This window comes from Mycobacterium sp. 94-17 (assembly GCF_035617725.1).
Taxonomy (GTDB): domain Bacteria; phylum Actinomycetota; class Actinomycetes; order Mycobacteriales; family Mycobacteriaceae; genus Mycobacterium.
The window spans coordinates 77,428-99,532 of the sequence record NZ_JAPIYN010000002.1; the positions used below are offsets into that span (position 1 = coordinate 77,428).

Consider the following 22,105-nt stretch of genomic DNA (forward strand, 5'->3'; position numbering starts at 1 on the left):
CGTCGTGACCACAGCGGTGCCGCGCACCAGTCGACGCATCTGGGTGTACGTCGAGGGCATTCTCCTGCTGGTGGTCTGCGCACTGGTTTTGGCGTTGGTGTATCTGCAGTTTCGCGGGGACTTCACCCCCAAGACCGAGCTGACCATGGTCGCCACCCGGGCGGGCCTGGTGATGGAGCCGGGTTCCAAAGTCACCTACAACGGGGTCGAGATCGGCCGGGTGGCCGGCATCTCGGAGATCGAGCGCGACGGCGCCCCCGCGGCCAAGCTGATGTTGGACGTCAATCCGCGCTACGTCAAACTGATTCCGGCGAACGTGGTGGCCAACATCGAGGCCGCAACGCTGTTCGGCAACAAGTACGTGTCGTTGGTCGCACCGGAAAATGCATCGCGACAACGCATCTCGCCGCACGACGTGATCGACGCGCGATCGGTGACCACCGAATTCAACACGCTGTTCGAGACGGTCACCTCCATAGCCGAGAAGGTGAGCCCGGTCGAGCTGAACGCGACGTTGTCCGCGCTGGCGCAGGCGCTGAACGGGCTGGGCAGCAAGTTCGGTGAATCCATCGTCAACGGCAATGAGATTCTGGCGCAACTGAATCCGCGGATGCCGCAGATCCGCCACGACGTGCGCCGGCTGGCGGACCTGGCAGACGTATACGCCAAGGCCTCTCCCGACCTGTGGGACTTCCTGCGGAACGCGGTGACCACCGCCCGCACCCTGACCAGGCAGCAGAGCGACCTGGACGCCTCGCTGCTGGCGGCGGTGGGCGTGGGTCACACCGGCGAGGACATCTTCGCCCGGGGCGGGCCCTACCTGGCGCGCGGCGCCCAGGATCTGGTGCCGACGGCCGACCTGCTCGACACCTACAGCCCCGAGTTGTTCTGCATGATCCGCAACTTCCACGACGCCGCCCCGGAGGTCGCGAAAGCGGCTGGCGGCAACGGCTATTCGTTGGCGGCGGCCGGCTCGATCATCGGAGCGCCCAATCCCTACGTCTATCCGGACAACCTGCCGCGGGTGAACGCCCACGGTGGCCCCGGCGGCCGGCCGGGCTGCTGGCAGAAGATCACCCGGGAGCTCTGGCCCGCACCGTATCTGGTCATGGACACCGGCGCCAGCCTCGCGCCCTACAACCACTTCGGGCTTGGCCAGCCGCTGGCCACCGAATACGTCTGGGGACGCCAATTCGGGGAGAACACGATCAACCCATGAGAATCACCGGTACAGCAGTCAAACTCGCCGTCTTCTGGTCCGTGCTGGCGCTGTTCACCGTGATGATCATCATCGTGTTCGGTCAGGTGCGATTCGACCGCACTACCGGCTATTCCGCGGTGTTCACCGACGCGAGCGGGCTGCGGGCCGGGCAATTCGTGCGGGCATCAGGGGTGGAAGTCGGCAAGGTCGCCAAGGTGACGTTGACCGACGGCGACACCCGGGTGTGGGTGGACTTCAACGTGGATCGCTCACTGCCGCTGGACCGGGCGACGACCGCGTCGATCCGCTACCTCAACCTGATCGGTGACCGCTACCTGGAGCTCAAACACGGCGACAGCGGCCAACCGCTGCCGCCCGGGGGCACGATCCCGCTCGAGCACACCCAGCCTGCGCTGGATCTCGACGCACTGATCGGCGGGTTCCGGCCGCTGTTCAAGGCGCTGGACCCGAACAAGGTCAACAGCATCGCCCGGTCGATCATCACCGTGTTCCAGGGACAGGGCGCCACCATCAACGACATCCTCGACCAGACCGCTGCGCTGACCGGGGCACTGGCCGACCGCGACAAGGCGATCGGCGAGGTGATCAACAACCTGAATACCGTGCTGGCCACCACCGTCAAGCACGAGAAGGAGTTCGACCGCACCGTCGACAAGCTGGAACTGCTCATCACCGGGTTGAAGAACAGGGCCGATCCGCTGGCCGCCGCGGTGGCGCACATCAGCGATGCCGCGGGGACCGTGGCCGATCTCCTGAGCGAGGACAGGCCACTGCTGCATGGCACGCTCGAACACCTCGAGGGCGTCGAGGAGTCGCTCGTCAAGGACCAGCCGACGGTGGACGACGTGCTGGGCAAACTGCCGAACGCGTTCCGCGTAATCGGCCGTGCCGGAGGTATTTACGGCGACTTCTACAACTTCTACCTGTGTGACCTCTCGATCAAGGTGAACGGTTTGCAGCCCGGCGGTCCGGTACGCACGATCAAGCTTTTCGGACAGCCGACCGGGAGGTGTACGCCGCAATGAGATCGCTGACGGAGTTCAACCGCACCCGCGTCGGTCTGATGGGCGCGCTGATCACGCTGCTCGTCGTCGGTGTGGGGCAGAGTTTCACCAGCGTACCGGTGCTGTTCGCCACCCCCACCTACTACGCGCAGTTCGCCGACACCGGCGGCATCAGCGTCGGCGACAAGGTCGAAATCGCCGGTGTGAACGTGGGTTTGGTGCGCTCGCTGGCGATCCGCGGCGACCGGGTGCTGATCGGCTTTTCGATGCCCGGCAAGACGATCGGGACGAAAAGCCGCGCGGCGATCCGCACCGACACCTTCCTGGGACGCAAGAACATGGCGATCCAGCCCCGCGGCTCGGATCCGCTGCGGCCCAACGGGATCATCCCCTCGGGACAGACCACGACGCCGTACCAGATCTACGACGCGTTCGTCGATGTCACCAAGGCGGCCACGGACTGGAACATCGACGTCGTCAAGCGGTCGCTGAACGTCTTGTCGGAGACGTTCGACCAGACCGCACCACATTTGAAGGCCGCCCTCGACGGGGTGGCCAAATTCTCCGGCACCATCGGTCATCGTGACGATCAGGTCAAGCGGCTGCTGGCCAACGCCGAGAAGATCACTCGCGTACTGGGCGACCGTAGCCAACAGGTCGACAGCCTTCTGGTCGACGCCAACACGCTGCTGGCCGCGTTCCGGCAGCGCAGCCAGGCGCTGAGCGTTCTGCTGAGCAACGTGTCATCGGTGTCGACGCAGGTGTCGGCATTCATCAAGGAGAACCCGAACGCGCACCACGTGCTGGAGCTGCTGGGCACGGTCAGCGACGAGCTGGTCAAGCGCAAGAAGGAAACGTCCGATGTGCTCGTACTGGTCAGCAGGTACACCGCGTCCCTGGCCGAAGCGGTCGCGTCCGGACCGTTCTTCAAGGCGATCGTGGCAAATCTGATGCCCGCGCAGGTGCTTCAGCCGTGGGTGGACGCGGCGTTCAAGAAGCGGGGCATCGACCCGGAGAACTTCTGGCGCAGCGCCGGGCTGCCGGCGTTCCGCTGGCCCGACCCCAACGGCACCCGGTTCCCCAACGGCGCGCCGCCGCCGGGGCCGCGGGTGGCCGAGGGCACGCCGGACCATCCGGGGCCGGCCGTCCCGCCGGGATCGCCGTGCTCGTACACGCCCGCCGCCGACAGCCCGCCGCGGCCCGGAAATCCGTTGCCGTGCGCGCTTTCCGACCAGGGACCGTTCGGCTCGGTCGGCGGCGGCTTCCCCGCGCCGCTGGACGTGCAGACGTCGCAACCGAATCCCGACGCGCCGCCGCCGGCGCCCGGCATCCCGAGCGCGGGCCGCCCGGGGGAGGCGCCGCCCGACGCGCCCGGCACCGCGGTGCCGCTGCCGCCGCACGCCCCGCCGGGGGCGCGCACCGAGGACCTGCGCCCGGCCGGTCCGACCCCGCCGCCGTCGACCCTGGCGCCGGGCCTGCCGCCGGGGCCACCCGCACCACCGGGACCCGGGCCGCGGCTGCCGGCCCCCTTCGTCACCCCCGACGGAACAGGCGGTAGCGACCGATGAGCACCATCTTCGACATCCACAACCTGCGACTGCCCAAACTGTCCGCCAGGGTGGTGGTTGCCGGGGTGTTGCTGGTGGCTTTGGCCGCCGCCGCGGCGTTCGCCGGCACGCGGCTCTACAGGCTGCTGACCACCAACACCGTGGTGGCGTATTTTTCGGAAACCCTGGCGCTGTATCCCGGCGACAGAGTTCAGATCATGGGTGTGCGGGTCGGTTCGATCGACAAGATCGAGCCGGCGGGCGACAAGATGCGAGTCACGTTGCACTACAACAACAAATACAAGGTGCCCGCCACGGCCACCGCATCGATTCTCAACCCCAGCCTGGTGGCATCGCGCACCATCCAGTTGTCACCGCCCTACACGGGCGGCCCGGTGCTCAAGGACGGCGCGGTGATCCCGATCGAGCGCACCCAGGTGCCCGTCGAGTGGGATCAGCTGCGGGACTCCATCAACGGGATCCTGCGCCAGCTCGGCCCGACACCACAGCAGCCGGCGGGGCCGTTCGGCGACATCATCGAATCGGCTGCGGACAACCTGGCGGGCAAGGGCAAACAGGTCAACGACACCCTGAACAATTTGTCGCAGGCGCTGACCGCCCTCAACGAGGGTCGAGGGGACTTCGTCGCCATCACCAAGAGCCTGGCCCAGTTCGTCACCGCGCTTTATCAGCACAAGCAGCAGTTCGTCGCGCTCAACGACAACCTGGCCGAGTTCACCGACTGGTACACCCGATCCGACCACGACGTGACCGACACCATCACCCACCTCGACGAGGTACTCGGCGACGCCCGAAAGTTCTTGAGCGACAACGGGGCCACGCTGGCCCATGATGTCGGCAACCTCAGCGACGTGACCACCACGATCCTGCAGCCCGAGCCGCGAGACGGCCTGGAGACCGCGTTGCACGTGTTGCCCACCTTCGCGGGCAACTTCAACAACCTGTACCAGCCGGCACACAGCTCGCTGGTGGGGCTGTTCGTGCTCCCCAACTTCGCCAACCCGATTCACTTCATCTGCAGCGCAATCCAGGCCGGCAGCCGGCTGGGTTATCAGGACTCCGCCGAGCTGTGCGCACAGTATCTGGCACCCGTTCTGGACACCATCAAATTCAACTACGCCCCGGCCAGCCTGAACCTGTTCAGCTCCGCGGCCACGCTGCCCAAGGAGGTCGCGTACTCCGAGGACCGGCTGCACCCGCCGGCCGGATACAAAGACACCGCCGTGCCGGGGATCTTCTCGCGTGACACCCCGTTTTCGTTCGGCAATCACGAGCCGGGCTGGGTGGTCGCGCCCGGCATGCAGGGCACGCAGGTCCAGCCCGCCACCGCAAGCATGCTCACCCCCGAATCGCTGGACGAGCTGATGGGCGGCCAAGACATCGCGCCTCCGCTGGCGGGGAACAACCCGCCCGGTCCGCCGAACGCCTATGACGAGTCGAATCCGGCACCGCCGCCGTGGTTTCCGCCGCCCGCACAGCCGGGGCCGGGCCGGTGAGCACGCACGGCGCGCCGGGCCGGCCGGCGCGGTGGCGGCGCACCGTCGGGGCCGCCCGCCGCGGACTGGTGTTCCTGGTCGCCCTGTTGTTGGCTCCGGTGATGTTGACGTCGTGCACCTGGCGGGGCATCGCCGACATGCCGCTGCCCGTCGGCCACGGCACCGGCAATGACCACATGACGATCTACGTGCAGATGCCAGACACGTTGGCGCTGAACACCAACAGCCGGGTGCGGGTCGCCGATGTGTGGGTCGGTACGGTGCGGGCCATCGCCCTGAAGAACTGGGTCGCCACGTTGAGGCTGGATCTCGATCCCGGCGTGAAGCTACCGGCGAATGCGACCGCGAAGATCGGCCAGACCAGTCTGCTGGGCACCCAGCACATCGAGCTGGCCGCGCCGAAAAGCCCGTCCCCGCGGCAGTTGAAGAACGGCGACACCATTCCGCTGAAGAACTCCGCGGCCTACCCGACAGTCGAACGCACGCTGGCGACCGTCGCGATAATCCTCAACGGCGGCGGCATCGCGAACCTCGACGCGGTCCAGACCGAGGTGGTCAACATCCTCGACGGCCACGCCGGGCAGATTCGCGAATTCCTCGGGCGCCTGGACACTTTCGTCACCGAATTGAACCGCCAGCGCGACGACCTCACCCGCGCGATCGACTCGAGCAACGAACTGCTCACCATCTTCGCGAACCGCACGGACACCCTGGACCGGGTCCTGACCGAAATTCCGCCGCTGATCCAGCATTTCGCCGACACCCGCCAACTGTTCGCCGACGCCACCGAATCCCTGGGCCGATTCAGCAGCGCCGCCGACCGGGCGCTGGCCGACACCCGGCCCAACCTCTACCGGAGCCTATTGGCGCTGCAGCGACCGCTGCGCCAACTCGCCTCGGCCTCCCCGTTCGTGGCCGGCGCGCTGAAACTGGGCCTCACGGCGCCGTTCAACATCGACGACGTCCACCAGGTGATCCGCGGCGACTACGTCAATGTTTCCGCCGCGCTCGACCTGACGCTGTCCTCCATCGACAACACGACGCTGACCGGTACCGGTCTTTCCGGGGCGTTGCGCGCCCTCGAGCAGGCGTGGGGACGGGATCCGAACACCATGATCCCCGACGTCCGCTATACGCCGAACCCCAACGACGCCCCTGGCGGCCCGTTGGTGGAAAGGGGTGAATGAAAGATGTTGCCCCGCTTGATCAAGACGCAGCTCGTGCTGCTGGCGGCCGTGGCGATCGCCGCGGTGGTGGTCCTCGGCTGGTACTACCTTCGGATACCGAGCCTGGTCGGCGTCGGTCGTTACACCCTGTATGCCGAACTGCCACAGTCCGGCGGCCTGTATCGCACGGCCAACGTCACCTACCGGGGGATCACCATCGGCAAGGTCACCGGCGTGGAACCGACGGAACGCGGCGCGCGCGCGACGATGAGCATCGAGGACGGCTATCGGATACCGGTCGACGCATCGGCCAACGTGCATTCGGTGTCGGCGGTGGGCGAGCAATACGTCGACCTGGTGTCCACCGCCGACCGGGGACCGTACCTGGCGGGCGGCCAGACGATCACCAAGAGCACGGTTCCCAGCCAGATCGGTCCCGCGCTGGACGCCGCAAACCGCGGACTGGTGGTGCTGCCCAAAGACAAGGTCGCATCGCTGCTCTCCGAGGCGTCGCAGGCCGTCGGCGGGCTGGGCCCGTCGCTGCAGCGCCTGGTGGATGCCACCCAGGCGATCGCCCGCGACTTCCGGGGCAGCGTCGACGACGTCGACGACATCATCGAACGCTCGGCGCCCATCATCGACAGCCAGGCCGAGGCCGCCGACACGATCAAGCGCTGGTCCGCCAACCTGAACACATTGGCGGCGCAGACCGCGCGGTCAGACGGCGAGGTGCGCAACATCCTGGCCAACGCGCCGCCCACGGTCGCGCAGGTGAACAGCACGTTCGGCGACGTGCGAGAGTCGTTGCCGCAGACGCTGGCCAACCTCGACATCGTGATCGACATGCTCAAGCGCTACCACAACGGCGTCGAGCAGGCGTTGGTGTTCCTGCCGCAGTCGGGCGCGATCGCCCAGTCGGTGACGGCGCAGTCGCCCGGCCAGGCGGCGCTCGGCGTCGGCGCCATCTCGCTCAACCAGCCGCCGCCGTGCCTGACCGGCTTCCTGCCTGCGTCGGAGTGGCGGGCTCCCGCGGATACCGGCACCGCGCCGCTGCCGGCGGGCACCTACTGCAAGATCCCGATGGATGCGACGAATGTGGTTCGGGGAGCCCGCAATTACCCTTGCGTGGATGTGCCGGGAAAGCGGGCGGCGACTCCGCGCGAATGTCGCAGCACCAAACCCTATGTGCCGCTTGGCACCAACCCCTGGTACGGCGACCCCGAGCAGATACTGACCTGCCCGGCGCCGGGTGCACGTTGTGACCAGCCCGTGAAACCGGGGCTGGTCATCCCGGCGCCGTCGGTCAACAACGGCCGCAACCCGGCGCCCGCCGATCAGGTGCCGGGGACCCCGCCACCGGTCAGCGATCCGCTGCAGCGGCCGGGATCGGGCACCGTCTTGTGCAACGGGCAGCAGCCGAACCCGTGCGCATACACCCCGAACACGCCGCCCACCGCGCTGTACGACGTGCGCAGCGGCAAGGTCGTGGGCCCCGACGGGATGGTCTATTCCGTCGAGAATTCGACCAGCATCGGCGACGAGGGGTGGAAGAAGATGCTGGGGCCGGCGGGCTGAAAAAGACTGTGGCGCAGCGGATTCTGTTCTCAGGACTCCGGTTCGTCCTGGTGGCCGCTGTGATGCCATCTGCGATACCCGCGGTGCGCGGCGAACGCGCCGATGACGGCGGTCACGCACCACACCGCGATCGCCGCGAGGGCCAACGGCGACGACCGTTCGCCGATCGAGGCACCCAGCGCGGTGTAGACGAAAGCCCGTGGCGCCGAACCGATGAACGACCCGACGGCCATCTGCCACACCGGAACGCCGAAGGCGCCGAAGGTGTATGAGGCCAGCGCGTCGGAGATGCCGGGAACGAAGCGCTGCCCGACGACCGCCCACAATCCGTGCCGCTCGATCAGCGCGTCGAAGCGGTCGGCGCGTTGGTCGCCCAGCAGTGCCCGGGCGCTGCTGCGGCCGGCTCTGCGGCCGACGAAACTCGCGACGACCGCGGTGCCCACCGTCGCGCCCAGCGTCACGAAGACGCCGAGCACCGGACCGAACAGCAATCCGCTGCCTGCGGCCAGGATCGAACCGGGGACGAACAGCGCGCCCACCACCGCCGAGACCGCCACGTAGGTCACCGGGGCCGCAGGCCCGGTCGCCGACACGATGCGCCGGATCTCGTCGATGTTGATCACCCGGGCGACGGCCGCCAGATAGAAGACGACGGCCAGGAACGCGCCGAACACCGCGAGCCGCACCAGGTGGGCCCGGCGCGATGTTGGTGGAGGACCGTCACTGTCGTCCATGTCGGCCATGATTCTTGCGCACCGCCGCGCGGTCGGCGCACTCGGCTATTCCCAACACGCCGCGGCGCCCCTTCCATCACCGTAGAGTGCCGCGTATCAGGGAGTTGACTAGTTGGCGAGAGGCCTTCCCCGATGACCGAGCAGCCCGAGCCGGCGCAAGGCAAGCGGATTGTCGTCTGCCTTGACGGCACTGCCAACCAGATCGGAGCCGGCAACCTCACCAATGTCGCCAAGTTCTTCGAGATGGTGGAGAAAAACGATCCGGCCGGCCAGCTCGCCTACTACGACCCCGGCGTCGGCACCCTGGCGCCCGCGTCGGCCCACACATCGCTGACCCGCACTCTGGGGCTGCTGTTCGAGCAGGCCTTCGGCCTGGGCCTGAAAGACAATGTGGCGCAGGCCTACCGCTACGTGATGCAGCACTGGCGGCCGGGGGACGCGATTTACATTCTCGGGTTCAGCCGGGGCGCCTATACCGCGCGCGCGTTGGCCGGCATGCTGCTGCGGCCGGGGTTGATGCGGCCGGGTTCGGAGAATCTGCTGCCGTACGCGGTCGAGAAGTACGCCGTCAACCGGTATTTCACGCCGGCGGAGTACGAGCACTGGGCCGAGTTCGCCAGGGCGTTCTGCTGGCGCACCGAGCACGAGCCGCTGTTTTCCACCGTGCATCAGAACAGTCCGAACCAGGTGTGGCACTACGCGGTTCCCGTGGCGTACCTGGGATTGTGGGACACCGTCAAGGCCGCCGGCTTCCTGCGGTTCGGAAACCTGCGCTGGCCCTACACCCGCGCGCTGCCCAATGTGGCGCGCATCCGCCACGCCGTGTCGATCGACGAACGTCGCAGGCCCTATCGCGAATACCTCGTCGAGCGGCACCCGCGGGGCCTCGAGGAGCGCTGGTTCGCCGGGGTGCACGCCGACGTCGGCGGGACGTTCATGCCCGATCACCGTCTTGCCACGATCGCGTTGAAGTGGGTCACCGACGGCATCGTCGGCGATCTCGCGCTCGATGCGGAGGCGTACGAACGGCAGTGCGCGGTGGCCGAAGACTTCGCGGACGCACCGATCCACGCCAACGGCAAATTGTGGTACCTGGTTGGGCGCCGGCGCCGCCCGATGGGTCCCGACGCGCTGGTGCATCCGAGCGTGCTGGTGCGCCGCCGCGACAACCCGAGTTACCTGCCGGATCTCAGCACCGAGCAGCAGCTGCTCAGTGCAGACCCGGCCGACTGGGCATCCCCCGCCTTGTAGTAAAGGAGCAACCGCCATGGCGCTGAGTTCGCTGGCCGAGCTGGACAAGTTCAAAGCGGCACCGTTTCCGCCCGGTTATCCCGACAGCACGCGCACGTTCTACAGCCCGGTCGACAAGGTGCACGACGCGCTCAAGGCCCTGTTGGCGTCGGCCAACAAGACGATCGTGGTGGCGATGTACGGCTACGACGACGCGGAATTGAATGCGGTGCTGCAGTCGGCGCTGAATGACGAAAAGATCTACGTGCAAATGAGTCTGGACTCCAGCCAAGCCGCGGGAGCAGCCGAGCGGCCACTGCTGGCCCCGTGGCTCAACGACAAGGTCGGCAATAGCATCGCGATCGGGCACAGTGAGAAGTCGGCGATCATGCACCTGAAGATGGTGATCATCGACGGCGTCGATGTCATCACCGGTTCGACCAACTGGTCCACCGGCGGAGAATCCAAGCAGGACAACCAACTCACCGTGATCCGCGACCCGTACGTATGCGCGGAGGCCCGCTCCCGGATCGACATCATCCACGACGCCATGCTCAAGCAGATGGCGGCGAAGGCTCAGTCCGGTAGCGCACCGAGTCCCGGCTGAACGACCGGAGCCGCTGCCGCAATCCGGTGGCCCGCACCGCCCGGCGCTCGATCGCCGCACGGATCGACGCCTCGGGGCCCGCCACCCGGACCCGGGTCTTCGCCCGGGTCACCGCCGTATAGAACAGTTCCCGCGTCAGCAGCCGCGAATCTTCCGGCGGTATCAGCACCGTCACCTCGTCGGCCTGGCTGCCCTGACTCTTGTGAATGGTCATGGCGTGCATCGTCTCCACCGCGCCGAGGCGGCCGGTCGCGAAGTCCAGCGGTCCGGTCGCGCCGGCGATCACGGCACGCAGGCCGTCCGCGGCGGCCACGGTCACGCCGGTGTCGCCGTTGTAAAGGCGCAGCCCGTAGTCGTTCGCCGTCACCAGCAGGGGACGCCCGGGGTACCACTGTGACCAGGCCGGCGACCCCGTCGCCTCGGCAATCCACTTCTGCACCAACATATTCCAGTGCTTCGCCCCGTAAGGTCCTTGCCGGTGCGCACACAGCAGCCGGTGCTCGTCCAGAGTGGCCAGCGCCTGCGGCGCCGCGCCCAGCAGTGCGGCCGAGCGCAACCGCAGCGCGTGCGCGACCAGCGCCTCACGCAGCCGCTCGGCTGGCCGCTCGGCGTTCACCCACTCGATGTGCTCACCGCCGGCCGCCAGCAACTGCACGACACGGTCGGCGTCGCCGACCCGGATCGCCTCGGCCAGCGCTCCGATCGAGGTGCCGAACCGGTGCGGGGTGCGCAGGGCCGCCACCCGCACGTCGTCGCGGGCGGCCAGCCCGTCCACCAGGTCGGCCAGCACGGCACCGGCTTCCACCGAGGCCAACTGGTCGGGGTCGCCGACCAGAATCAGCCTGGTGTCCGGCCGGACCGCTTCGGCCAGCCTCGCCATCATCGTCAACGACACCATCGACGTCTCGTCGACCACGACGACGTCGTGCGGCAGCCGATTGCCGCGATTGTGCCTGAACCGCACCGAGGTATCCGGCCGGGGGCCCAGCAGGCGATGCAGGGTGGTTCCGGGTAGGCCGGTCAGTCGCGTCCGGTCCGCCTCGGTGAGGTGCTCGCTTTCCGTGGCCACCGCCTCGGCCAGCCGGGCCGCCGCCTTCCCGGTCGGTGCGGCCAACGCGATCCGTGGGTGCGGCCGACCGGACCGCTCGGCCTGTTCGATCAGCAGGGCGAGCAGGCGCGCGACCGTGGTGGTCTTGCCGGTGCCCGGTCCGCCGGTCAGCACGGTCAGCGCCTGCGCCACCGCGATCTCCGCGGCCGCCCGCTGCTCCTGGTAACCGGACGGGAAAAGCCGTTCGTAGCTCGATGATTCGACCTCAGCCGGGATCACTGACAGGGCCAGCAGGTCGGTACAGACCTGCTCCTCCTCGAGCCAGTACCGGTCGAAATACAGCAGGTCGCCCAGCAGCCGCAGCACGGGCGGCGTCTGCACCAAGGCGCTGGCCCGCACCGCCGCCATCCAGTCGTCGGCCCCGGGCCAGAGCAAATCGGCCACCCCGACCTGGCCGGGCGCGGCACGCAGATCGACGCAGACCGAACCGCCGCGCAGCGCGCGCACCACCAGGGCGACCGCCAGCGCCACCCGCTCGTCGGATTCACCGGTGAGTGCGGTAAGCCGTTGCGCCACGTGGATATCGGCCGGCTCGAATACGCCGGCGTCGCTGAACGTGCGCAGCAGCCCGGTCGCGAAGACCGCTTCCACCGTCACGGGGCCACCGCCCCGGCATCGAGCAGGTCCGACAGGGCCGCGATCAACGGCCAGGGCGGCCGCCAGTCGAAGACGCCCGCCGGGTGGCCGTCGAGCACGGGCGTCTGCTCCCCGCACATGCCCCGCAGGAACAGGTAGAGGACACCACCGAGATGACGGCCTGGGTCGTAATCGCGTAACCGCCAGCGCAAAAAACGATGCAGCACGGCGCAATACAGCAGCGCCTGTAGCGGGTAGTCGGAATGCAACATCGCCTCGGCCATCCGTGGCCGGTCGTAGTCGGCGGCCGTCAGCGGTCGCTCCGGGTCCCCGAGCCAGTTCGTCTTGTAGTCGACGACCACGTATCGATGCCCCGACCCGTCGGGTATCCGCAACACGGAATCGATCGAGCCGGTGAGGTATCCGCGCAGCGATTGGTTGCCGAGCACCTGGCCGGCCAACCGGTCCGCGTAGGACGCCATCACGTCGTCGGCCGGCAGGTGCTCGCGCAACAACCGCCCCACGTCCGCCAGATGACCCTCGGCGCTCACCGTGCCGAGATCGCCGCCGGCCAGTGGCAACTCAAAGTCGAGTTCCCGCAGCCGATCCCCTAGCCCGATCTGTCGCAGCGTCAAGCCGTCGGCCAGCGGACCCAGCGCAGTGTCGTGCATCGGGACCATCGCCACGGCCATGACCTCCGGCGCCACGTCGACCGGCCACCACACCGAGTGCACCCGGATCTGCGACTCCAGCTCGGCCGCCAGATCGGCGGCGAACGGATCGGCCGTCTCCAGCACGGCGTGCACGAGCGTGCCGAACTTCGCGCCCATCGGAAGATCCGCCATCGGCGACGGCAGATCCGGCCCGGACGCGGCCTGGGTCAACGCGATATCGCTTACCTCGTCGTCCAATTCGACGACCTCGGGCTCGCTGCCGACGCCGACGGTTGCGGAGGTTTCCGCCACCCGGATCAGGCCGGAGTAGGAGGTGCGCCGCCAGGTGGTGTCGATGACGCGGTGAAAGTGGCGGCTGTCGAGGTTCACCGGTATCTGCTGGGGCGGCACCCGCCGGGCCCGGGTGATCACCGAATCCTCGATCACCGGCCCACCCGCGGCCTCCCACTCGCGCAGCCGGACCATCGCGTCGTCGTCGGAGATCTTTTCGGGCGCAACGACATCGGGCACCACCGATTCGCCGGGCCTGCGGCCGCGCAGGAGCCGCGAGAGCCCGCCGTTCGGCTCGTCTCTTGCCGGTGACCACCACGCCACCACCTGCGACTGCGCCCTGGTCATCGCGACGTAGGTGAGCCGGCTGTCGTCGCTGGCGTCCTCTGCGCGGCCCCGGGCCCGGACGGCGTGGAAGTTCGGGCCGTCCTTGCCACCGATATAGAGGCAGCGCACGTCGTTCTCGTCGTGGAACAGCACGACGTCGCGCTCCTGGGTGTTGCGGTTGAATGCGAACGGCAGATACACGATCGGGTATTGCAGACCCTTGCTGACATACACCGTCATGATCTGCACCGCGGCGGCATCGCTGTCCAGCCGCCGGTTGCGTTCCGGTGCGCCGTTGCGCTCCTCGCGCTGCCGGCGCAGCCAATCGCGCAGCGCGGGCGGGCTGTACTGCTCGCGGTGCGCGACCTCCTGCAGCAACTGCGTGATGTGCGCCAGGTCGGTCATGTGCCGCTCGCCGCCCTGCCGGGACAAGAGGCGATCCCCCATGCCGCGCAGCTGGGCGGCCTCGAAGATCGCCGCGACGCCGCGTTCGCGCGCATGGCCGGCCCATTCCCGCAATGTCTCCGCGAGCCGATCGGTCAGGTCATCACCGCCGGCCGCAAGCGATTCCGCCGTCTCGCCGAAGAACATGGTCGCCGCGGCGGCACGCACCAACCCGGGACGGTGCGGTTGATCGAACGCCTCCAGCAGACACAGCCAATCCTCGGCGGCATCGGAGGTGAACACGTCGGAATCGCCGGTGTAGACCGCCGGAATGCCGGCGTCGCACAGCGCCCTGAAGCATGCCGCGGCGTCCTTGTGCTTCTCCACGATCACCGCGATGTCGCGGGCCTTCAGGGGCTCGCCATCGAACGTCGCGTCACTGGCGAGCAACGCGCCAATATCGGTGGCAAGGTCGGCGCCGATGTGTTCCCGCAGTTCGTCGATGGGAAGGTTGGCAAGGCCGCTGCGCCCCAACGTCGTTCGGCGCACCACCCGCAACCGAAAGGGCTCGTTGCGGGGCGCACCCGCGAGGCGGTGGCCCCGGTGGTGCGCCTCGACGTCATCGACGATGATCGCGGCGTTACCCAGCTGCGCGCCGCCCAGCACGACCTGGAGTCGCTCGACAAGCGCGGCGTCGCTGCGCCAGTTGGTGGCCAACGTCCGCTTCTCACCCGCGCTATCGGCCGCGTGCAGGTAGGTCACGATGTCGCCGCCCCGGAATGCATAGATGGCCTGTTTGGGATCGCCGATGAGAATCACCGTGCAGCGTCCGCTGAATGCGCGGTCGATCACCTGCCATTGCACCGGGTCGGTGTCTTGAAACTCGTCGACCATGACGATCGGCCAGCGCCGATGCATGCGCATCCGCGCGGGTGAATCGTCGGCGGCCAGCGCGTCGGCCAGCCGGATCAGCAAGTCGTCGTAGCTGAGGACGTCCAGCCGCTGCTTGCGGGTATCTAGCTCGGCGAGAACGGCTTTCGCGAAATCGACGCTTGCCGCCGCCGCCGAACCGGGTGGTGCGTCGCGGGGCCGGAGATCCGTCGACGGGTTGTTGACCACCTGGCGCGCCACCCGCAGCGCGTCCCGATAGGACAGCACCGGATCGTCGCGCTCCTGCCCGAAGTGCGCCAGGTACAGGTCGTCGACGATTTCGGCGACCAGCTCGTCAAGGCTCTCCATCAGCGTCGCGTTCGCGGCGGTGTCGCCGGCGACACCGAGTGACTTCAACACCAGCTGGCAGAACTGGTGTGTGGTGGCGATGGTCGCGGCGTCGAAGCCGGCCAGCGCATCGCGTAGCCGGCGTTTGCGCTCCTCGCGCTGCTCGGCGCCGCCCGCCAGCAGGTATGCCACCAATTCGTTGTCGCCGGCGGCCGCAGGGTCGTCGAATGCCCGTACCGCCTGCACGATTTGGGCTCGGACTCGCTCTCTGAGCTCCTGGCTGGCCGCGCGGGAGAACGTGATCAGCAACATCTGCTCGAGCGTCGCCGCGCCCTCGGCGACGTACCGGGTGACAAGCCCGGCCAGCGCGAAGGTCTTGCCGGTGCCCGCGCTGGCCTGCAGCACCGTGGTCGACCGAGCCGCGGGCAGCGGCCCGAGCAGGTTGAACCGCTCCATCAGGACGGCCGCCTCTCTGCGCGCAGCATCGGCAGCCACAGCCGAGCCGAGTACGCGCCGAGCCGGTTGTCTTCGCCGTCGTACTCCTCGCCGGGTCGCACGGGCTGCATCAGGTCCTCCAGCCGGGCGCTTTTGCCCCATGCCCGCACGTGGGCGGGCGCCTGGTCCTCGCCGGGATATTGTTTGGTTTTCCAGCGGAACTGCGCCTCGCGGACCGGGTCGTCACCGCAGTGCCGCGCGGCCGCCCACGCATAGGACGTCTTGATGGGCAACGGAATCGGCTCGCGGCGGCCCGCGTCGTAGATCGCCACCAGCTCGCGCAGCAGCACGGTCGCGTCATCGTCGGGACGGCCCAGCCCCTCCACCCGTGGTGCGGTGCCACGCTTGGGCCGCCCGATGCAGACGGCCGACCAGTCGCGGTTGCGGTCATGAGCGGTCAACGCCAGCAACGGAATCCACGATTGGAGCTGGTGCTTGCCGTCCAGCTTCGAATAGGTCACCGACACCAGTCGATCACCGTAGACGGGCGAAACCGTGCCGGTGAGCCGGCGCTCGCAACCCAGATCGATGTCGACATCGTAGGCCTGAGCCCCGGCCCGCCGGTACTGCTGTGCCGCAGTGGCCAGCAAGGTGGCCTGCTCGCGAATCTCGTTGGCCCTGCGCCAACCCAGCATGCCGGGCGGCAGCGTGCCCCGGCGCCACTCGGCCTGGCGGGCCGCGTCCGGGGTCATTCCCTGGAGCATGTCGTGCAGCATCCGGTCGCCGACCGCCCATTCCTCTAAGGCGTTGATGTCGACCGGCATGGTGTCCTGCACCCCGTCGACGTCGCGCGGCAGCGTGAAATCCAGCGCGCGAAAGAAGCCCTTCACCGGGTCGTTGAAGAACCCGACGAGGTCGGCGAGGATGATGTCGTCGGCGGGTGGCGCCGGCAGCGGCCCGCAGATGAACTTGGGCGGTTCGCCGCGTTGGCCGGTGGCCGCGCGCGCGGCCCGCAGCACGGTCGGGTCGAAGCTGAACGGAACCTTCGGCACCAACTTTCCGGGTTCGACGTTGCGAATGTCGAACGGCTGCAACGGATGCTCCACGACGATGTCGTCGCGAATCTTGTCCGGGGTGGTCACGTCGAGGGTGTCCAGGAGTTCGGCCAGCGGCACCGCCGGGGGGCGCGGCTGTCCCGAATACTCGTTGGCGCCGGTGTAGGTGATGACGAGTGTCTCGGTGGCCGCACAGATCGCGTCGAGCAGCAATTGCCGGTCCTCCGAACGGATGTCGCGTTCGCCGGTCATCGGGTTACGGGCGAGCGCGTCGTCGCCGTCGACGACCTGCAGGCGCGGGAACACCCCGTCGTCCAGGCCGACCAGACAGACCACCCGGTGCGGCACCGAGCGCATCGGCACCATGGTGCACACGGTGAGCGTGCCGGTACGGAAGTTGGCGCGCGTCGGGCGGCCGGCGAGGTGTCGATCCAGCAATGACCGAACGTCGGGCAGCCGCAGCAAAGTGTCGGCGCGCGTTCCGGCATCGGCGATTACCGAAGCGAATTCGCGCTGCATCTGGCCGGCCTGCCACAGGTCCGCGTCGTCGATGTGGGCCAGCAGGGTGATGCCTTCGGTGAGCGCTGCCAGCCACTGCCGCAGCGGGCGGGTGCCGGTCAGCGAATCGACCACATGCTGCAGCCGGGCGATGAATTCGGCCAACTGGCCTGCCAATTGGACGCGGTTGCTGCTGACATCGTCCAGCGGCAGCGTCGCGTCGATCCAGGCATGCGAGTCCTCCGACATCGCGACGCCGGCGAGCGCCCTGTCGATGCCGAAACGCCAAGTGTTGTGCACGAAGTCGACGTGGAACGGCCGTCGATGCTCCCGGTCGAAGCCCCACCTGATGTTTGCCTGCCGCACCCAGCGGGTGATGTCGTCCACATCGTCATCGGTGAAACCGAAACGGGCGCGCACCGGCGCCGCCTGGGCGAAGTTGAGCACCTCACTGGCCGTCACCCTGCTGCCGGCCAGCGCCAGCAGCTGCCCGGCCACCCCGAGCAGAGGGTTGGTCTGGGTCAGCGAGCGGTCCGCCAGCCGGACTCGTAAGCGGTGCGCGGGATGCGCGCCGTGCACCACGTCACCGAGCCCGAAGTCGGCGACGATCAGCGGTGCGTATGTCTCGATGTCCGGGCACATCACCAGGATGTCGCGCGGCTGCAGCGTCGGGTCGTCCTGCAACAGGCCGAGCAGCACCTCGCGCAGCACGTCGACTTGGCGCGCCGGGCCGTGGCAATTGTGGATCTGCACGGTTCGGTCGTCGGCCCGGGCCGTGCGGCCTTGCGGCCGAACGGTATTGGCGGCGATGTCGGACTGCAGCCAGCCGAGCAGCGTGTCGGGCCGCGGGTCGCCGGCCAGATAGTCGTCGGTCACCACATCCGCCGGCAGGCCGCGTTGCAGCTCCCGCAGGTCCCGCCCCAGCGTCGCGAGCAGCGGGTGGGACACCGCGCGATGGCTGACGTCGTCGCGCCGGGGAATCGCGCCGCGGGTGCCGGCCAGCGCGCGCCACAGCCCCTCGCTCGGGTGCGGAAGCCACAGGTGCAGGTCGTGGTGGGTGGCCAGCGCCTCCAGCAGCTCGACGTCGGTGCGCGTCAACCGGGTATGCCCGAACAGCGACAGCCGGGTCGGTAGCTCGCCGGGCGCCTCGCGCAGCCGTGCGACGGTCTTGGCGTGGCGCACATGAGGCGGGTCCGCGGCGACTCGCGCAACCAGCGCCCGCCACAGAAGCGGCTGCCAGCGCAGATCCTCGTCGAGATCACCGGGGTCGCCGTTGCCCCAGTCGACCAGCAGCTGGGGGCGCTGGCGCGCGTAGGAATCGAACAGCCCGGCCAGCCGTCGCGCCACCTCGTACCGGCGGCCCCGGCGCAGCTCGGCCTCCGTGCCGGTGTGGAAGTGGCCCATGTGCATGGCCAGCGTGCGGCACCAGGCTTCGTCCAGCGAGCAGTCGATGGCCTCCAGCAGCGGCCATGCCATGGCGTCGGGCGACCACGGATCATTGTCGGACGTGCCGGTGATTTCGGCGATCAACGAGCCCGGACTGCGGAACGCCACCCCGGCGCACACCCCGTCACCGCCGCGCGCACCGAGCACGTGCGAAAGCCGCTGGCTCAGCCAGCGTTCTACGCCCCGGGCCGGCACCAGGACCAGCTCCTGTGCGAACGGGTCGGGCAGCGGGTCGGCGAGCAGCGCGCCGAGGCCATCGGCAAGCACGTCGGTCCGCTCGGCACGGTGAAGATGAAGCGCCATCGAGCGCCACCCTAGAACGTCGGACCGACGTCGCGTGGGCGGTTCCGGCTGCTTCACGGTTGCGCGCTGTGTCGCCCGGCGGGCCCGGTAGCGTCAGGCGTGATCGTGTTCAACTGTGGCCCAAGATGTTTGGCTGACATCGCGCCCGTCTATCCCCGTTTTGTCGGCGTTGGGCGGGCGGGGCCGCACCATCGGGCGGGAATCGGCGCCGTGTCGGGCCGGTTGATCCGAGAAAACAGTTGCCGGAGGGAACCAGATGGAAGCATGGGACGCGATCTGCGCACGTCGCAACGTGCGGGAGTACCAGGCGAAGCCGATACCGGCCGAAGACCTGGACCGCATCGCCGAGGCCGGCTGGCGGGCGCCGTCGGCTAAGAACCGCCAGCCATGGGTCTTCGTCATCGTCACCGGCGGCGACCAGCTGGCTGAGCTGTCCACGGTCTGGCGGGGTGCGGGCCACATCGCCGGGGCCGCCGCCGCGATCGCCATCGTGGTCCCGGTGCCGCCCGACGAGCGCCGCGTGGTCACCGACAACTACGACGTCGGCCAGGCCACCATGGCGATGATGATCGCCGCCACGGACCTGGGAATCGGGACCGGTCATTCGTCGGTGGGAGACCAGGACAAGGCTCGCGCGATTCTCGGCGTGCCCGACGATCACCTGGTGGCCTTCCTGCTCGGCGTCGGCTATCCCGCCGATCGCCCGCTGACCCCGATCCGCAAACCGAACCGACGGCCGCTCGCCGAGGTCGTGCGCCACGGGCGTTGGTGAGCGGCACGGGTGTAAAGCGGTCCGCGCCTTGGTGAGTCGTAAGCTGGCGGGTGTGCATGGCCACCAGGGTGATTACGGAATCGACGGGTCTTTTCACAACGTCTCGGCGCGCGCACAGGCGACGGGCATCGCCGCGCAAACCGTCGGCCTGGGAGTGTGGGCGGGTATCAGCTGGGCACGCGGCAAGCGGCTCAGGGCGTCCCTGGCCGCGGTCTCGGCCGTCGGGATCGCGACCAACACCGCCCTGTACGTCTACGCGACGCGGGCCGGCAAATTCGTTGCCTGGGACCGGGTTCTGCGCGATCTGCGGCTTGCGGGCGACGAAACTTTGCTCGATCTCGGCTGCGGGCGCGGTGCGGTGCTGTTGGCCGCCGCCAAGCGGTTGCCACGGGGCCGTGCGATCGGGGTCGACCTGTGGCAGGCCGACCAGACAGGCAACTCTGAGAAGGCCACGCTGGCCAACGCGGTGGCCGAAGGCGTCGCCGATCGCGTCGAGGTACACACCGCCGACATGACCGCGCTGCCGCTGGCCGACGAGAGCGTCGACGTGATCGTCAGCAACCTGGCCATCCACAACATTCCGAGCCACGAGGGCCGGCGCCAGGCGCTGGACGAAGCCGTGCGGGTGCTGCGGCCGGGTGGCCGGCTGGCCATCGCGGACCTGTGGGAGACGCGGCGGCACGCCGCCCGGCTGCGCGACCTCGGCTGGCGCGATGTGCGGCGGCGCAACCTCGGGTGGCGCATGTGGTACGGCGGCCCGTGGTTCTCCACCCGCCTGGTCACCGCGACGAAACCGGGGTGAGGCCCGGGCGTCGAGGGCTCGTGTAGGTCGTCACAAACTCGAAAGCGCATGTGCTATCAAATCGGGGAAGTGCCCAATGGCCCGGAGGGCCGCTGACGTGAATCCGCCACGGCGTGCATGCTGGGACCCATGAACAGAACCGAGATCACCGAACGGGTCATCGTCGCGCGGCTGGCCAACGGGCTGACGTGGCAACAATTGGCCGACGCGATCGGCAGGCCGCTGCTGTGGACGACGGCGGCGTTGCTCGGCCAGCACCCGATTCCGGTGCAGCAGGCCAAGATCCTCGCAGAGATGTTGAAGCTCGACGAGTCGGTGGTGCCGGTGCTGGCTGCGGCCCCGATGCGTGGCGGGCTGCCCACCGCGGTGCCGACGGACCCCACCATCTACCGCTTCTACGAGGCCCTGCAGGTCTACGGCGGCGCACTCAAGGAGGTGATCGCCGAAGAGTTCGGCGACGGCATCATGAGCGCGATCAACTTCAGTGTCGACGTGCAAAAGAAGCCACACCCGTCCGGCGACCGCGTTGTCGTCACCTTCGACGGGAAATTCCTTCCCTACCAATGGATTTCGTCGGAATAATAGAATGGTATCCAAGGCTCAACAGCCGAAGTCAGTCGATCTCGTGCTTTCCGGCGGGGGCGTCAAGTTCATCGGTCTGGTCGGCGCCATCGTCGCGCTGATGGATGCCGGATATTCGATCAAGAGGGTGTCCGGGGTCTCGGCCGGTTCTGTGGTCGCGGCCATCCTGGCCGCCGGATCCGACGACGGCCGGCTGACCGCCGAGGAGGTCAAGGAACTCGCGTTCTCCGTCCCGCTGCGCAAGTGGCGCGACGCGGGACCCCTTCCCTACCTCGGTGCCGCGTGGGGGCTGGTGCGCGACACGAGTATGTATCGCGGCGACGTGGCCCACGACTGGATCCGCAGCGAGTTGAAAAACTTGGGTGTCAACGTCTTTGGCGATCTGATTCTCGACGAGGACGAGCTGCTGGAGGAGCGGCGCAACAGGCTGGTGGTCACCGTTGCCGACGTGACCGCGGCACAGCTGGTGCGGCTGCCGTGGGACTACCGTCGGCTCTACGGCCTGGACCCCGATGAGCAGCCGGTCGCCGACGCGGTCCGCGCTTCGATGGCGATCCCGTTCTTCTATCGCCCGGTCAAGCTGACCGGCACCGACGGGACCACCTCCACCCTCGTCGACGGTGGCGTGCTGTCGAATTTTCCCATCGACACCTTCGACCGGCCGGACGGCAAAGCGCCGCGCTGGCCGACATTCGGGATCACGGTCCTCCCGAGGCTCTCCGAAGGCATCGGTGCGGTGATGCCGGCACTGAAACCGTTGCGGTTCTTCGAACAGACGGCGTTGCTGGAAAGCCTGGTGACCACCATGCTGGCGGGTCACGACCAGACACACCTCAGCCAGCCGTGGGTCGCCGCCCGTGCCATCGCGGTCGAATCGACCAATGTCGGTGTGCTCGACTTCGATATCTCCACAGGACGTCTCGAAAAGCTCTATGACAGCGGCTACGCGGCGGCGCAGACTTTTCTGTCGACCTGGGATTGGTCGGCGTATCTGGGCCGGTTCCGGTAAGACGCCCCGTTGCCGGAAGCGGCGCAGCGTGTCGTAATCGCCCG

The 22,105-nt window shown here is 68.3% G+C and carries 16 protein-coding genes; 12 read left to right on the forward strand and 4 right to left on the reverse strand.

Annotated elements, in window-relative coordinates:
- Positions 1 to 4: 4 nt before the first annotated feature.
- The 6 genes from OQ789_RS03225 to OQ789_RS03250 are packed head-to-tail and all read left to right on the forward strand — an operon-like array spanning position 5 to position 8,031.
- A complete protein-coding gene (locus OQ789_RS03225; RefSeq protein WP_324683828.1) occupies positions 5 to 1,219 on the forward strand; it encodes an MCE family protein in 1,215 nt (404 codons plus the stop codon).
- Positions 1,216 to 2,247: an MlaD family protein gene (locus tag OQ789_RS03230; RefSeq protein WP_324683478.1), complete on the forward strand. Its 1,032-nt coding sequence runs from the start codon at positions 1,216 to 1,218 to the stop codon at positions 2,245 to 2,247. The genes OQ789_RS03225 and OQ789_RS03230 overlap by 4 nt, the downstream gene beginning before the upstream one ends.
- A complete protein-coding gene (locus OQ789_RS03235) occupies positions 2,244 to 3,794 on the forward strand; it encodes an MCE family protein (RefSeq protein ID WP_324683479.1) in 1,551 nt (516 codons plus the stop codon). Before OQ789_RS03230 ends, OQ789_RS03235 begins: the two co-directional genes overlap by 4 nt.
- Positions 3,791 to 5,290: a virulence factor Mce family protein gene (locus tag OQ789_RS03240; protein ID WP_324683480.1), complete on the forward strand. Its 1,500-nt coding sequence runs from the start codon at positions 3,791 to 3,793 to the stop codon at positions 5,288 to 5,290. Before OQ789_RS03235 ends, OQ789_RS03240 begins: the two co-directional genes overlap by 4 nt.
- Complete coding sequence (locus tag OQ789_RS03245; RefSeq protein ID WP_420716027.1) at positions 5,287 to 6,477, forward strand: virulence factor Mce family protein; 1,191 nt, start codon at positions 5,287 to 5,289, stop codon at positions 6,475 to 6,477. The genes OQ789_RS03240 and OQ789_RS03245 overlap by 4 nt, the downstream gene beginning before the upstream one ends.
- A 3-nt stretch (positions 6,478 to 6,480) precedes the next feature.
- Positions 6,481 to 8,031 (forward strand): MlaD family protein, encoded by a 1,551-nt coding sequence (locus tag OQ789_RS03250; protein ID WP_324683481.1) that lies wholly within the window; start codon positions 6,481 to 6,483, stop codon positions 8,029 to 8,031.
- Positions 8,032 to 8,060: 29 nt separating this feature from the next.
- Here OQ789_RS03250 and OQ789_RS03255 read toward each other — a convergent pair whose 3' ends face one another.
- Positions 8,061 to 8,765 carry a TVP38/TMEM64 family protein gene (locus OQ789_RS03255; protein ID WP_324683483.1) on the reverse strand — a complete coding sequence of 235 codons (705 nt, stop codon included), beginning with the start codon at positions 8,763 to 8,765 and terminating at the stop codon, positions 8,061 to 8,063.
- Between the two features lie 132 nt (positions 8,766 to 8,897).
- On the opposite strand from OQ789_RS03255, the gene OQ789_RS03260 reads away from it, so the two are divergent.
- Together OQ789_RS03260 and OQ789_RS03265 are read left to right on the forward strand one after the other, a co-directional pair.
- Positions 8,898 to 10,016 carry a DUF2235 domain-containing protein gene (locus OQ789_RS03260; protein WP_324683485.1) on the forward strand — a complete coding sequence of 373 codons (1,119 nt, stop codon included), beginning with the start codon at positions 8,898 to 8,900 and terminating at the stop codon, positions 10,014 to 10,016.
- Between the two features lie 16 nt (positions 10,017 to 10,032).
- A complete protein-coding gene (locus OQ789_RS03265) occupies positions 10,033 to 10,602 on the forward strand; it encodes a phospholipase D-like domain-containing protein (protein WP_324683487.1) in 570 nt (189 codons plus the stop codon).
- Here OQ789_RS03265 and recD read toward each other — a convergent pair.
- From recD to recC, 3 genes are read right to left on the reverse strand one after another with little or no spacing between them, the layout of a single operon-like run.
- Entirely contained in the window at positions 10,550 to 12,307 is a 1,758-nt protein-coding gene (gene recD / locus OQ789_RS03270) for an exodeoxyribonuclease V subunit alpha (protein WP_324683489.1), read from the reverse strand. The genes OQ789_RS03265 and recD overlap by 53 nt on opposite strands.
- A complete protein-coding gene (gene recB, locus OQ789_RS03275) occupies positions 12,304 to 15,615 on the reverse strand; it encodes an exodeoxyribonuclease V subunit beta (protein WP_324683831.1) in 3,312 nt (1,103 codons plus the stop codon). The genes recD and recB overlap by 4 nt, the downstream gene beginning before the upstream one ends.
- Positions 15,615 to 18,896 (reverse strand): exodeoxyribonuclease V subunit gamma, encoded by a 3,282-nt coding sequence (recC, locus tag OQ789_RS03280; protein ID WP_324683490.1) that lies wholly within the window; start codon positions 18,894 to 18,896, stop codon positions 15,615 to 15,617. Before recC ends, recB begins: the two co-directional genes overlap by 1 nt.
- A 256-nt stretch (positions 18,897 to 19,152) precedes the next feature.
- Between recC and OQ789_RS03285 the strand changes: the two genes are divergently transcribed.
- The 4 genes from OQ789_RS03285 to OQ789_RS03300 all read left to right on the forward strand — a co-directional run bounded on the left by OQ789_RS03285 (position 19,153) and on the right by OQ789_RS03300 (position 22,061).
- Entirely contained in the window at positions 19,153 to 19,668 is a 516-nt protein-coding gene (locus tag OQ789_RS03285; protein WP_324683492.1) for a nitroreductase family protein, read from the forward strand.
- A 52-nt stretch (positions 19,669 to 19,720) separates the two neighbouring features.
- On the forward strand, positions 19,721 to 20,470 hold the full coding sequence (locus OQ789_RS03290; RefSeq protein WP_324683832.1) for a class I SAM-dependent methyltransferase: 750 nt from the start codon (positions 19,721 to 19,723) through the stop codon (positions 20,468 to 20,470).
- A gap of 117 nt (positions 20,471 to 20,587) precedes the next feature.
- A complete protein-coding gene (cynS, locus tag OQ789_RS03295; RefSeq protein ID WP_324683493.1) occupies positions 20,588 to 21,052 on the forward strand; it encodes a cyanase in 465 nt (154 codons plus the stop codon).
- Between the two features lie 4 nt (positions 21,053 to 21,056).
- The gene (locus tag OQ789_RS03300; RefSeq protein ID WP_324683495.1) at positions 21,057 to 22,061 is read left to right on the forward strand and encodes a patatin-like phospholipase family protein; all 1,005 of its coding nucleotides are present in this window, start codon (positions 21,057 to 21,059) and stop codon (positions 22,059 to 22,061) included.
- The last annotated feature ends 44 nt before the right edge of the window (positions 22,062 to 22,105 follow it).

Coding starts and splice junctions, on each gene's coding strand:
- OQ789_RS03230 (WP_324683478.1), top strand. CDS start 1,216: ATGAGAATCACCGGTACAGCAGTCAAACTCGCCGTCTTCTGGTCCGTG.
- OQ789_RS03235 (WP_324683479.1), top strand. CDS start 2,244: ATGAGATCGCTGACGGAGTTCAACCGCACCCGCGTCGGTCTGATGGGC.
- OQ789_RS03240 (WP_324683480.1), top strand. CDS start 3,791: ATGAGCACCATCTTCGACATCCACAACCTGCGACTGCCCAAACTGTCC.
- OQ789_RS03250 (WP_324683481.1), top strand. CDS start 6,481: ATGTTGCCCCGCTTGATCAAGACGCAGCTCGTGCTGCTGGCGGCCGTG.
- OQ789_RS03255 (WP_324683483.1), bottom strand. CDS start 8,765: ATGGACGACAGTGACGGTCCTCCACCAACATCGCGCCGGGCCCACCTG.
- OQ789_RS03260 (WP_324683485.1), top strand. CDS start 8,898: ATGACCGAGCAGCCCGAGCCGGCGCAAGGCAAGCGGATTGTCGTCTGC.
- OQ789_RS03265 (WP_324683487.1), top strand. CDS start 10,033: ATGGCGCTGAGTTCGCTGGCCGAGCTGGACAAGTTCAAAGCGGCACCG.
- recB (WP_324683831.1), bottom strand. CDS start 15,615: ATGGAGCGGTTCAACCTGCTCGGGCCGCTGCCCGCGGCTCGGTCGACC.
- recC (WP_324683490.1), bottom strand. CDS start 18,896: ATGGCGCTTCATCTTCACCGTGCCGAGCGGACCGACGTGCTTGCCGAT.
- OQ789_RS03285 (WP_324683492.1), top strand. CDS start 19,153: ATGGAAGCATGGGACGCGATCTGCGCACGTCGCAACGTGCGGGAGTAC.
- cynS (WP_324683493.1), top strand. CDS start 20,588: ATGCTGGGACCCATGAACAGAACCGAGATCACCGAACGGGTCATCGTC.
- OQ789_RS03300 (WP_324683495.1), top strand. CDS start 21,057: ATGGTATCCAAGGCTCAACAGCCGAAGTCAGTCGATCTCGTGCTTTCC.